A 13,680-nucleotide genomic window follows, 5' to 3' on the forward strand; every position below is an offset into this window, starting at 1 on the left:
GAAAGGATTACTATGTTTAAACTATTGACTACTTTTAAGGCTGTATATGAGACAAAAAACTTTTCAACAGCCGCGGAACAATTATTTATTTCTCAACCAGCCGTCTCTAACCAAATTAAACAATTAGAAGAAGAATTAAACACACCACTATTTTATCGAAATGGACGGAAAGAAATTGCCCCTACTAAACCAGCAGAAGTCCTTTACCTCCGTTTATTGAATTTGTCTGATGACTGGAAAGAAACGCTATCAGCGATGAACAATCAAGAAATTCTTTCTGAAAAATGTACAATTATAGCCTCCAATACCTTCTCAAGCTATTATTTACCACAATTAATAGTTGCTTTAACTAAAAAATTCCCAGAACTCACCTTTACATTAGAAATGCATAACTCTGAGGAAGTTGTTGAAAAAATTAAAAAGCATGAAGCTGATTTTGGCTTTATTGAAAAACCCTTATTAACTGGTGATATTCCACGAATAAAAATTCTGACAGATAAACTTGTTCTTGCTGGTGATCTTTCAAGTAGTCTTTGGTTGATTCGTGAACCCAGTTCTGGCGTGTTTCATTATACTGAACGGTATTTTTTAGAACAAAATATCCAACCTCAAAAAATGATTATCAAAAACAATGAGCTAATTATTAAGTGTTTGACTATGGGATTAGGCAAATCAATTGTCTCAAAAAAAGCTGTCCCAAAAGGTATGCCCAGTCAAGAGCTTGGTGAAAATTACCAACGCGCCTTTTACTTCATTAACAGACAACATTTAAAATCTAAGCAGTTACAACAAGTTGCCGAGTTTGCGACTTCATTTTATCAAACAAAAAAAAGCTAGAATACAATTCCCTCTGTACTCTAGCTTACGCTTTTAAAACAAATTGTTTCTGCTAATTTCGTTTCATTTTATTTTCTAAATAGTCAATCAAACTCTCATACTCAACTTTACGATAATCTGTCACGTCAAATTCATGAAGCTCACCTAATCGGAACGACTCATACCCCCTAGCCTCAATGATAGCTTTGAATTCATCCCGTGTAATCTGATTGTCTGCCTTACTTCGATCTTCCAAATGGTCGCCATAATGATAACTTTGCATTAAATGACTAAGATGTCGTTCTGGCTCTAGATCTCGTTGCTGACGCCTTTGCCACAAAACTTCAAAGTCTGCCACTAAACGAATCGTTATCACTTCATAATGATAACGATTCGCATATTCAGCTAGTTTATGCTTTTGCTTATTGCTAAAAGGATATTCTGACACAATCATCCGCTTGCCCGCTTCCAGATATAAAGCCAAGACACCATAATAAAATTGCCAAACTCGTTTTTCTAATTCAGCCTTTTCTTCTAATGAATTAAATCCAACTGAATCAGCAAATAATTCTTTGCCTTCATCAGGCGTAATCAAAAACAAATCAGGAATTTGCCTTTTTATCTGCTGAATCAAAAAGGTCTTCCCTGTTCCCGGGCTACCTGCTAACAAAATCAAATATTTTTTCATTTATTTAACGGGCTATCCACATTCATAAATAAACCAATTTTGTGTTTAATAATTGATTTGCAGACGTCATTAGCTGGAATCACATTATGTCGCAAAGACTGATTAATACTTGTTTCAGCAAAGGATTCTTGCGCTGTCTTTGTCCAATTGACCAAAAGTTCTGTTCCCACATTAAACTTACGAATCCCATGATTTATCAGCTCTGGATAATCCTCTTCCTTCACACCTGTCCCGCCATGAATAACCAAAGGAATATGAACAACTGCATGAATCTCTTTTAACAATGGAATATTGACTTCCGTTTTTGACTTAAACTGTCCATGATTGGTCCCAATCGCAATCGCCAACGCGTCAACACCTGTTGCAGCTACAAACTCTACTGCATCTGCTGGTTTTGTATAAACTTTATCATTTTCTTCCACATGGATGCCTTCCTCAGTCCCGCCAATCGTCCCTAACTCACCTTCAACAGAAACGCCTCGCTTATGGGCATACTCAACCACAGCTTTCGTCTTTAAGATGTTTTCTTTAAATGGCAAATGTGAACCATCATACATCACCGACGTATAGCCACTATCGATTGCCGCCTTAATGTCGTCAAAATCCCTTGCATGATCTAAATGTAACACAGCATCCACCATTTCATTGTCTGCAATTGTCCTCACAACTGAAACTAGAACACTATATCCAATGTACTTAGCCGTGTCTACACTTGTTTGAATAATAATTGGCGAGCCCATTTCTTTTGCTGCTTCAATCATTTCTGGCAACATCTCTAAATTATGCGTGTTAAATGCCCCTACTGTAAAATTCAATTCCGTTGCTGTTTTTGTAACCTCTTTTAACGTTGTATACATATTAACTATCCCCATTCTCTCTTTATTTATGAACCACTAATCGTAACTTCTTTGGCAATCTGACGCATTTCATCCATTTTAGTCATCCATTTATCAATTCCTGCATCGTCCCCATTTTCAGCCGCTTTTTTACGTTCTTGATTGTACAAACTCATTAATTTTTTATACCCATCCCCAATACTTTTTTGATAGCTTAGACTTTTTTCTAAAGCTTCAATTCCTTGATTTATCGCAGGTAATTGTGCAAATAGCAAACCTAGTTCTTCATATTTTTTAGCCAGTACTACAGAATCTTTGATACTGCTAGCTTCTAACTTATCAATTTCTTGTTGAATCCGAACACTATCTGCTTGAATTATAGCTACTTCTTCAGCAGTTAGAGAAAGGTCTGCTTCTTGAAATTTAGGCTTCACAGTTTTCTTCTTAAAAAATTCAAACATTCCCTTGCTCCTTTCTAAAATGCTTTGAGAATCGGACTAAGCAACCAAGCATATAATAGCGCCGCTGCTACTGTATCTACATCTGTTGCGGTTGCATTGATAAAACCCATACTATTAAAAATAGTGACTAATAAAGCTGGAAGCAAGGTAATAAAGAAACCATGAGCAATACCGCCGATAATAGCACCGCGTCTTCCTCCCACGGCATTCCCGAAAATCCCCGCTGTTCCTCCAGCAAAAAAGTTCGTTAGCATTCCGGGTAAAATCATTGCTAAACCAAAAGTCGGCAAGATAAACATAGCTAGTATTGTGCCAATTGTTGTTGTAATAAAGCCTAAAATAACAGCATTTGGACTATAAGGGAAGAATACTGGACAATCTAGCGCTGGGATTGCATTTGGAACAAGTTTCATAGCAATTCCTCGGAATGCTGGCACGATTTCTCCTAATAATAACCGCACACCTGCAAGTAGCACATAAACCCCTACAACAAACTGAATGGCTTGTAAAAAGGCAAACATCACATAATTTTGATTTCCAGATAACGTTGCTCCAAACTCTTCACCAGCGAATAAAGCAGTGACCACATATAACGGAACCATGACTACCATCACCGATAAATACGTATCCTGTAGAAATTCAAAAGCTTTTGGCAATTTTAAATCTTCAACTGATTTTTTATTTTCACCACGTTCTCCAACAAGCCAAGCCACTCCAGCTTCAAATAAATACCCAATAGTACAAAAATGTCCTAAAGCAATATCATTTGATCCAGTAATTTTCCGGATAAAGGGTTGTGCCACAGCAGGCATTGCAACAGCAAAGACACCCCCAACAAACCCGCCTACCAGAATTAATAGAATTCCTCGTAAACCTGAAAAGTAACCAAATACTGTCGTCATTGTTGCCATCCATAAAATAGCTTGCCCTGTTAAGAAAATATATTTCCATTTTGTAAAACGAGCAATTAAAATGTTAAAAACAAAAATAGCTAAAAAGGTTAACGCAATATCTCGACCTAAGCCAAGCTCATTCATTGCTTGACCATTAATCGCCTCAATTGAAGGGATAATTCCCTGCATTTTAAAACCTTCATTAAATATTTCTCCAAAATACGTTAAACTACCTACAATAATACTAGAGCCTGCACTTAAAACTTGAAATCCTAATAACGTTTTCAACGAACCTGATATGACTTGCCCAACTGATTTTTTCTGAAGAATCAAGCCTAACATCGCAATTAAACTAATCGTAATCGATGCCTGCGTTAAAATATTTTCAATGATAAAATTAATGACTACCATTCCAAATCTCCTCCTCACTATTTAGAAATCAAAGTACACCTTTCGCCTGTAAAACGGGGGTGATTTTTTCATTTATTTCTACTTTTGAGACAATATTTTTCAAATAAATAATCGCTATTTTTTCTTCATCAATACTGAATTTTTCAAACTGTGATTTAAAGTTTTCAGCTGTAATAATAATATCGGGTTGCATTGAAACCGCCGACGAAATATCTGTATGCTCTAACTTAGCATCTACACCTTTCTCATTTAAAACATCCTCTGCCGCCATTTGAGCCGCAAAACTACTACCTAAACCTGCACCACAGACAAATAAAATCGTTAATTTTTTCATAATCCTTCTCCCCTATCTGATTTTAATTAGATTCCATATAAAATTTCTTTAAACGCTTCAACATCTTTACAACTAATCAACCTTTCCACCTTCGCTTCATCATGAATCAACTCAATTAAGCTTTTCATAATATTTAGATGAGAATAAGAATCCGTTGCTGCCAAACAAAAAATAATTTTGACGGGATCATTTTCTTCATGTCCAAAAACAATCGGCTCTCGAAACGTTGCTACACTAATTCCTAATTGATTGACGCCATCCTCTGGTCTTGCATGTGCTAGCGCTAGATGTTTGCCAATGACAATATATGGACCAAATTCTTGAACAGATGCTATCATTGCTTTTACATAAGACTCCGTAATCACCTTCTCTTGCAACAACGGGATAGAAACGCGTTGAATCGCTTCCTCCCAGTTCTGACACTCTTCTAACAACAAGATATCACTATCCTTTAAGACATCCTTCAACATTGGTTGTAACTCCTTTTTGTTTATTTTCAAGTGATTTTTATCAAATAAATTCTCTAATGATTGATACATAGCCCCTGTTACTTCACCCCCGTTTTCTTGAATCAAGGTTAATACGGTGTGAAAAAAATCTGTAGAATCATTTGTTTGGTTCACTAATCGCTTTAATTGGGTATGCTGCATTAAAAAATCTTGAATATTTTTTTGTGCACTATCTTTAATAATCGGATCTAAAACTAAAACTGGCTTTTCCTGATACTTCAGATTTAAGGTTGAAAAAACAACATCGACATCCAATTTTGTTATCCTATCTATCTCACCTGAACTCAAAACAGCACTAACATCAATAGCAAATAATTCCTTTAAATTCTCCGCCAATAGCTTCCCTGTCGCTAATCCATGATTGCAAACAACAACTGCTTTATATACATGCTTAAACTCTTGGTTAATTGCACTAACAGATATCGAAAAATGAATGGTTAAAAAAGCAATCTCATCTTCAATTAGTTTTTTCTTTGATATGCGTTCAATAGTTGGTGCAAATTTCTCAATCGCTTGATAAATAGTTCCATAATTCAACTTAATGGTCTCTTTTAACGGATTAAAAATCTGAATATCACTTTTCACTCGATTAATCAACCCTACCATGTGCTTATAAAGACCTTCATGTAAGCTTTCTTCCTTTCTAGAAAAAGGAATCTTAGTTTCTTCTTCCACAGCTTGAATCAGCTGGATTGACAATAGTTGCGCCTGAACCCATTCAATTGAATTGCTCATACTTCTAGTGTTAAAGGTTTCTAACGTAAAAACGATATACTTTAATTCCATAACAGGTGGCACAAATCCAAAATCCTCACAAAGGGCATTAATAAATAACCGAATCTCATTTTGTGGTGTATCGATACTGTCCCACGAAGAGTGAGCAATCAAGTCTTGTCGCAAAAAACGACTTAACCAAACAGCAGTGAACAGGACTAAATGATTGCGATACAAATCTTCATACGGTGAAATTGACTGAGTATAAAATCCATCAATTCTTCGGAGAGCTTCCTTTGGAATATAACGAAATAAACTTTTGTCAAAATTAGTCATTCCTTCATCACCTAAATCTAAATAATTAAGCACGTCGATTGATTTATTGATGATGTCATATATCATCGTCCGAATTGTTCGCTCTACTCCTCTTAAGATAATTCCTTCCTTTGGAATACTTAAAACCTCAATCCCATATTCCCATAAGGTCCGTCTAACGCGCCGCATATCCTCATCCATAGTACTTTTAGAAATTTGGTATTCTGCTTCTTTTTGATAAATAAAAATTGGTTTTTCATCTAAAGAAAAAGCTAAAATCAAATCAAAAATTCTTTCCTCTCGTGATAAGTAAACGGATTCATTTTGCTCTTTAAAAAAATTAGATAACGTACACCTTTCATAAGAATCAAGAGTTAAAAACATGCCTCTGTTCCGAATCGTCTTAATAGTTGGTAGTTGTTGACCTGCTAAAAATTCATTAATCTCCTTAATATTATTTCTAAGTGTTCGACAACTCACTTGAAATTCTTCACTGAGTTCATTGAGTGCCAGTGGATAATTTGCCATCATAAAACGCATTAAAATTTGTAAGGTTCTATCTTTCATAGCCGCTATCTCCTTGTCTGATTTCATTATACTGTCCTATTCATTGCCTTGTTAGTAGACATTATTGCCAAATAATAATGCAGAAATGTAAACGCAACCAAAAAACATTCCTGATTTTATCATAACAAAAAAGCAGCTAAGAAAAATTCTTCTTAGCTGCTTGATTGATAAAAATTTCAACATTCATAAAAAAATAGAAACATTTCTATATAAACCATTCTCTGTTCAACAGATTGTATTTTCCATTAAACGAACCTTAATAGTTGAGTCTAACTTATTTTCACCCTTTATTTATTCGTCGTTTCACTACCACCCAGACACAACTGATAAAGGTTAAAAACGAGATACCGATGGAAAGTTTTTGTAAAGTTGTCTCCTGATAGCTAACTGTCACTTGACCTTTACCTTTTAAATCCACCGAAACTAAGCCAGTATTAGGATCACGATTTACTTTAAGCAACTCATTCGTGTTTGCAACCTTGGCTTGATAACCATAATAATAAATAAAAGGAATGATTACCGTAGTTGTCTCCGTGTCCTTGACTTGATAATCAAAGGAGTAGCTTGAAAATTCTGATTGCTGATTGTTTATCTGAACTCGCTCCGCATCATAAATTAAAGGACGCTCCTTAGCTTTCCGCAGTTCTCTATAGTTTGTTTCATCTGGTAAATATTCACGCCCTGCCCCAATAAAATAACTATTTGGCTGATTGTAGTTTTGATAACTGATCACACGTTGCTTTTCTGTCACAAACCCTCTTGTTCCATAAGCTAATGCAGATAAAAGCGTAAGTGCAATTAATAAATAATAACTGACGGGCTTTTTCTGGAAAATAGCAAATTGATCGTCCGCAATTAAATACGTCACTAACAATGTGATAAATGACAAAAAACGCCATGGAAACTGGATAGTATTGATTACAGTTTGATCAAAAAATCCCCAAGGAAAAATAGTCGTTGTGAGAATAAAGAAAAATACCGCTAACAAGATACTATCTCGATTTTTAATTTTGCCTTTTTTTATCACCAAAATAATAGCATAACTAATTAAAGCAACTAATAAAATAACACCAATATTACCTGATTTTGCATGAAAAATTGCATTAACTGAACTATTTCTTATTAAATCAATTATATCTAATCCTCTTGTAGAAATCCGAACTAATGGATTTGTCGTCACTTGGAATTTCGTATGCAAAAATTGTTCTAAAATAGGGAGCAGGAAGAATAGCAATAGCAAAACCGTTAATGTTCCAGCTTTTATTACAGCCAAAATAACCTTTTTAGTAAAGAATGTTTTAGCATTTAAAATGCTAAATAACAAAATAAAGACAGCCATCATTTCAACTGAAATAATGTGTGCCAATCCGATTCCTGTCATACCTATAGTCAGCAACCACCAACGAGGTTCTGATTTATTTTTCAATTCATATAAACTGGCTAGCACAAGTGGAAAGAACGTCATTGCTAACACTTCACCAATTGCTTGTCGGCTAATTAAATCTTGCAACCGATAAATTGATAGTGTATATAATAATGAAAACAAGTAGCTATTTTTCATTGAAAAGCCCATGATTTTTCCAGATATATACGTCACGACAAATGTGGCTAGATTAAGCAAAACGGTAAATACAATATAGGCTGTTGCTAAGGGGAGACCAGCTACTCTTAATAACGCTGGAATATATAAATAAAAATCTGAGTAAAACAAGCTAGAAGCATAGCCATAGCCACCAATAAAAAAATAATTCACCTTAGGAAACCAAATTCCATTTTGAATTGATTGGGCCAATCCTTCAATTCGATTTTGATGGAAGCGATAGTCATCTCCCGTCAAAATCTGACCTTTATTTAGATAAACTGGGGCAATCACTAAAATACTAAATAAAAGGAAGCTAAGTCCTATAAATAGTTCAGGATGCCTCCTTAGCTGATAGTCAATTTTCCGAATCATTCAGCAGCACCTCAACTTTACTTTATAATTAAATAACAAATACTTATTTTTTATTATGAAGCAAAATCTAAGATTAGTAAAATAATATGCATTTGATAAAAGAACGTGCAAAAAGTAGATGTATTTTTTGCGTCTATTTATTCACTACTTTACTGGTTCTCATCGAACCAGTCTGCTACTTGTACAACACTTATACCTCTTTCTGGCGTCCACTCAATCTTAGATACTAATTTTCCATTACTATATCTAGCAATTGTTGGTGTATATTGAATATCATATAATGATTTAAAATTTTCCCATGCAGGTTTATTCTCATATAATTTTGCTACATTTAAATAAACTATTTTTTGATTTAAGCTATTCCCCTTTATATACTTAATCAATTCAGGTTCAAAAATTGTACAATCTCCACAAGTTGGTCTTCCTATATAAACTAAACTTGTTCCCATATTTGATATATTTTTTTCAAAATTATCTACAGTTATTGAATTTAGCACATTATAAATATCTGGATAACTTTCTTTTTCTTCAGTTAAATTTTCTTTTAATTTTTTATCAACATCAAAATACATAATACCCGTCACAATATTTAATAACATAAAACTGAATAATAACAATAGACCTAGCTTCTTCATAAAATTCACCCCTAAATACTAATAAACCTTTAACCTATTTGTTCTAATAATTTCTGAACATCCTCTTCAAGTTGTACTCCTTCTACCCGTTTGATAATTTTACCATTTTTTATAATCAAGGTTGTTGGTGTTACTGATATTCCATAATAGGAAATCATTTTTTTATTTTTATCAGAAGGAACCACAATATGAAAAACTCGATTCATCAAATCTTTTTCTTTTACTTCTTTTTCTAAAATTGGTGCATACTCCATACAACCATCACAATCTTCATTGCCTAATAATACTAAAAAAGTTTCTTTTTTAGCCATTTTTTCTTCAAATTCAACAACATCTATTTCTAAAAAATTAATAGATTCTGATTTTACCAAATCGCTATCATGATTATGAACCAATTCTTCATTACTCAAAAGATAAAAACTAACAATACAAATTAATGCTAATAAGTACATAAAAAATAATTTAACTTTGCTCATGAGTGATAACACCATCTTTCATAGTAAAAACTTGATCACATATTTCTAGTAATGAACTTTCATGAGTGATCAAAAGCACCATCTTGTTTTGTTCTTTCAACTTTAATATGTGTTTGATCAAATCTATTCTAGAATGGTTATCCAGATTACCAGATGGTTCATCTAAAATAAACAACGTACTTTCCCTTTTACTCATACACCTATCTAAAAGTACTTTTTGCTTTTGCCCTTGAGAAATATTAGTTCCTTGTGAAAACAACAATTCATCTGACTGTAAATGATAGTCAAAAATTGATTGATAGTTTTTTTTGCTTTCATGTTCAAATAAAGTCATATTTACATTCTCTTTCACACTACCATAAAAAATGTGTTCTTCTGGTGAATAAAAGCTAATATATTTCAAAATATCCGTATTTGATAAAGTAGGATAACCTTTAGCACTCAAATATATACTTCCTTGATTTGGTGATAATAGCCCTGAAATTATTTTTGTAAGTGTCGTTTTCCCCATTCCATTGTTTCCTTTTATGGCAATAATCTCTCCACAAGATAAAGTTAAATCAAGTTTTTTAATAATGCTTTCTGAATAATCATATTGAAAACTGATGTTTTCTAAAACTAACGTACTAAAATTATCAATTTGAATGAATCTATCTTCATGCAACTCTTCTCCCAATGAGATAGCCTTTATTGTTTCAATATATCCTGCTGAGATTGATGACATTTTATATGCTAAATAATTATTTACAATTCCTTCTAAGATATTAATAATTACAAAAAATACATACATACCTGATGTTAGCGGATATAATGGGTTTTCAAAAAATGTAAAGGATACAAATGTAACTAATAAAATTAAAACCAATATTGTAAATGTTGATATATTGGAAGCTATGTTTATTTTATTTTGTAGGATTTCTTCTAAATACCTAGCTTTAAAAAACATCTCGATTTTATCATCTAAATAGTTTTTAGCGGCCTTGCTTTTTGAAAAAAGTTTAATATCCATCGATCCCATAATATGCTCTTCAAAAGTTGATAAAAAATTATTATTTGATGCTACACTATATTTTTCGTAATTGGCTATTTTTTTTAAATTTACTCGAATATAAACAATATATAGCAATAATACACCTGCAAATATAAGTGGAAAAGTTATATGGATCTTCGCCAATAATAAAATTAGAAAAATTGCATATATACAATCAATTTTTAAAAAGAACTTTATTGCTAATCCACTTGAGTTTCCCATTAAAGTGACCAAGTATCCAATAATGTTATTCATATTCTTCTTCGATTCATTATGATTCATATTCGATTTATAAAATATCTCAATTACTTTTTTTTGTAATAAATTTTCGATTTTCAATTTTATTTGAGTATTTCGAATACTTAATAAGTACATCCCAATAAAGAACGGAATATAAAAAGCTAAGTAAAGAATTGTAGTGGATAAGTGCACATGGGCGAAATTATCAGTTAATACATTTTGTAAAATTTGATAAAACATTATTGGTAAAAGATATTTAAATAATGTAATAAAAAACAACTCTACTTTTACGTTGAAATTTAAATTCCCCAATATAGATTTATAAAGTAACTCTGATCCAGATTTATTTTTCTTAACACTCTGTGTATTTTTAATTTTTTTACCAGAATTTTCAAATTTTATCAAATAACCTAAAAATATATCTTCTAATTCTTTTTCATCAATACTTTCAATATCAGGCTTTGAAGGATCAGAAATAAGAAATTCCAGCTTATTACGATCATAAGAATGTATAACTATATAATGTGTTAATCCATACCTATCACACACAACGATAAATGAATGATCTAATTTTTTTATCTCTTCTATACTATCTACTCTGTAGCAATTGGATTCTATTTCATATTTTAAAAATACTTCTATAATATCATTAATTGATAGTCCTTTATTTTCTACCAGTTGTAGATTAAATACAGTATCTGAGACTTTCAAGCCAACTTGTTCTAGCATAGTTTTAGTCACAGCTATTCCACAATCACTTTGCAGATTTTGCATATTGTGTTTATATTTCATATTTTTTACTCCTGTCTTTTATTCTTTTTAGCTACTATCGCTATCATTGTAATGATTAAAAACATAAGAAATCCTTCCAAAATAAATCTTTTCATTTGATTATTTGAAACATTATCTACTATTCTTTTACCTATCTCTTCATAGTAAAATGGCAACAATCTAACTAAACTAAATTGACCTAATAGCTCGTTTAAAAATAATGAAGGCAAAGTAGATAATCCAAGACAAATATATAACATAGTCATAGAGTTTTTCACAACAAATGAAAGTCCGTAAATACAAGATAACATAAAGAAAAGAAAACAGTTAAATAACAAGAATGCAATAATTATATACTGATACAAAAGCAAAATATTAAATTTATTGTCTGTATATTGAATAACTATTGGATAAACCAATGAACCTGTCTTTCCAGAAAAGATACTTCCAATAAAAAAACTAATGAACAAAGTGACACTTGTAATAATCAATGAATTGATCAAAGACATCTTTAATTTAGTTATTCCTATTTTCTTACGATCTAGAGGTAGTGTGTTTAATAATAAAATTGTATTTTCTTCAACTTCTTTAACATACAAATCAAAAAATAAAAGACAGATTAATATCGTACCACCATAAGAAAAAAAAATTCTTAATACCGTGATTATATAATACCAACCATATGTACCAAAAAGTTCATCAATAGGTTCAATATTTTTCTCCAAAAAATACTGATCCTTTGCCAGAGTAAGTTTTATTTCTTCTTTTAAAGAAGGTAGTTCTCCTCCCAAAATCTGAATTTTTTCTAAAGCTAGCAAATAATCAATATGGTAATTCAGACTTTTTTTCCAATCTTTCCTACTCAATTTCCGTGCATATTCATCTAAATTATCAATTGCTTCAGAGTATGCTTTAATCAATTGATCTGATCCCTCTGAAGAATGAAGTAAGACTTGATGATTACTATATAGGTTCAAATAATTACTACGCAACTCTTCTCGATTTAATTCTTCTCTTACTTTCATTTCATGTTGCGCAACAAAATAACCTCCTATTAAAAAAATAATTAGAGCGAGTAGGATTGATTGATTTTTAGAAGATTTTACCCATTTCTTTAATTCAAATCGAAAGTAGACCATCATTATCCCTCCTCAAATAAATCAAAATACAGACTTTCAGATTGAGTTGCAATAAGTTCATCATCAAAAATTATCTTTTTCTCATCGCAACAGAACGCTCTTATTTTTTGGAACTCAACCTCTGTCATAGTTATCTCTAGTTGATATTCAGTCAATTGCTGATACTCTAGTGAAAGCATTTCAGCTTTTTTGATCAACAACTGTAAATTATCAGTAAAAATTTTATATCGACTTCCTTGTGTTGTTTCAATATCTTGAACAGAAATAATTTTTCCTTCTGATAAAAAAATACAATTACTTGTGAGTTTGTCAATTTCTTCAAGGTTGTGAGAAGAAAATAGAACAGTTGTTGCATCCTCTTGGTTCATTCTTTTCAAAATAGTTCTGACTTTTGCCACACTACTGGGATCCAGTCCATTCAAAGGCTCATCTAAAAGCAGCAGCTTAGGTTTCGGCAGAATAGACATCGCAAAAAGTAAATGTTGCTTCATTCCTAGTGAATAATTCTTTACTTTCTTCTTTAAATATCCTTGCATTCCTAATTCTTCTGTAACTTCTTCTATTCTCTTACTCGAAAGCTTATGCATATCCATAATAAGTTGCAAATGATCCAAACCGCTTAGACTGTCATATAAAACTGAATTATCTTGAAGATAACTCAGCTGATAAAAATTCGTATATTTTGTTGCAGGCTGTCCAAAAATTTTGATTTCTCCTGCATCGGCTTTTTCTAAATTACAAATAATGTTCATTAACGTTGACTTGCCTGATCCATTTGGTGCCACTAAAGCAATAATTTCAGGACTATCAATAAAAAAATCAAGCTCATCCAAAACTAATTCATTTTTATAAAATTTACTTACTCCAGATATTTCTAAAATCATATAAATC

13 protein-coding genes are annotated in these 13,680 nt (G+C 32.0%); 1 reads left to right on the forward strand and 12 read right to left on the reverse strand.

The window, feature by feature from the left end:
* Positions 1 to 12: 12 nt before the first annotated feature.
* Positions 13 to 837 (forward strand): LysR family transcriptional regulator, encoded by an 825-nt coding sequence (locus BR43_RS09060; RefSeq protein WP_034561351.1) that lies wholly within the window; start codon positions 13 to 15, stop codon positions 835 to 837.
* A 52-nt stretch (positions 838 to 889) separates the two neighbouring features.
* Here the strand turns inward: BR43_RS09060 and BR43_RS09065 are convergent, their stop codons facing one another.
* The 12 genes from BR43_RS09065 to BR43_RS09120 form a co-directional block, all read right to left on the reverse strand.
* A complete protein-coding gene (locus BR43_RS09065; RefSeq protein WP_034561353.1) occupies positions 890 to 1,504 on the reverse strand; it encodes an AAA family ATPase in 615 nt (204 codons plus the stop codon).
* Positions 1,501 to 2,361: a class II fructose-bisphosphate aldolase gene (locus BR43_RS09070; RefSeq protein ID WP_034561355.1), complete on the reverse strand. Its 861-nt coding sequence runs from the start codon at positions 2,359 to 2,361 to the stop codon at positions 1,501 to 1,503. The genes BR43_RS09065 and BR43_RS09070 overlap by 4 nt, the downstream gene beginning before the upstream one ends.
* Positions 2,362 to 2,387: 26 nt before the next feature.
* Complete coding sequence (locus BR43_RS09075; RefSeq protein ID WP_034561357.1) at positions 2,388 to 2,801, reverse strand: hypothetical protein; 414 nt, start codon at positions 2,799 to 2,801, stop codon at positions 2,388 to 2,390.
* A gap of 14 nt (positions 2,802 to 2,815) precedes the next feature.
* Positions 2,816 to 4,105, reverse strand: coding sequence for a PTS sugar transporter subunit IIC (locus tag BR43_RS09080; protein WP_034561359.1), 1,290 nt, complete (start codon positions 4,103 to 4,105; stop codon positions 2,816 to 2,818).
* Between the two features lie 28 nt (positions 4,106 to 4,133).
* Positions 4,134 to 4,439 (reverse strand): PTS sugar transporter subunit IIB, encoded by a 306-nt coding sequence (locus BR43_RS09085; RefSeq protein WP_034561362.1) that lies wholly within the window; start codon positions 4,437 to 4,439, stop codon positions 4,134 to 4,136.
* A gap of 26 nt (positions 4,440 to 4,465) precedes the next feature.
* Positions 4,466 to 6,544 carry a BglG family transcription antiterminator gene (locus BR43_RS09090; protein WP_034561364.1) on the reverse strand — a complete coding sequence of 693 codons (2,079 nt, stop codon included), beginning with the start codon at positions 6,542 to 6,544 and terminating at the stop codon, positions 4,466 to 4,468.
* Between the two features lie 280 nt (positions 6,545 to 6,824).
* Positions 6,825 to 8,498 (reverse strand): membrane protein, encoded by a 1,674-nt coding sequence (locus BR43_RS09095; protein WP_034561366.1) that lies wholly within the window; start codon positions 8,496 to 8,498, stop codon positions 6,825 to 6,827.
* A gap of 149 nt (positions 8,499 to 8,647) precedes the next feature.
* Positions 8,648 to 9,133: a thioredoxin family protein gene (locus BR43_RS09100; protein WP_034561368.1), complete on the reverse strand. Its 486-nt coding sequence runs from the start codon at positions 9,131 to 9,133 to the stop codon at positions 8,648 to 8,650.
* A 29-nt stretch (positions 9,134 to 9,162) separates the two neighbouring features.
* Complete coding sequence (locus BR43_RS09105) at positions 9,163 to 9,609, reverse strand: thioredoxin family protein (RefSeq protein ID WP_034561370.1); 447 nt, start codon at positions 9,607 to 9,609, stop codon at positions 9,163 to 9,165.
* A complete protein-coding gene (locus BR43_RS09110; RefSeq protein WP_034561372.1) occupies positions 9,596 to 11,671 on the reverse strand; it encodes an ATP-binding cassette domain-containing protein in 2,076 nt (691 codons plus the stop codon). Before BR43_RS09110 ends, BR43_RS09105 begins: the two co-directional genes overlap by 14 nt.
* 5 nt (positions 11,672 to 11,676) lie before the next feature.
* A complete protein-coding gene (locus BR43_RS09115; RefSeq protein WP_034561374.1) occupies positions 11,677 to 12,789 on the reverse strand; it encodes an ABC transporter permease subunit in 1,113 nt (370 codons plus the stop codon).
* 2 nt (positions 12,790 to 12,791) lie between these two features.
* Positions 12,792 to 13,673: an ABC transporter ATP-binding protein gene (locus tag BR43_RS09120; RefSeq protein WP_034561376.1), complete on the reverse strand. Its 882-nt coding sequence runs from the start codon at positions 13,671 to 13,673 to the stop codon at positions 12,792 to 12,794.
* Positions 13,674 to 13,680: the final 7 nt, after the last annotated feature.

It is taken from the genome of Carnobacterium gallinarum DSM 4847, assembly GCF_000744375.1.
In the GTDB taxonomy this organism is placed as follows: Bacteria; Bacillota; Bacilli; order Lactobacillales; family Carnobacteriaceae; genus Carnobacterium; species Carnobacterium gallinarum.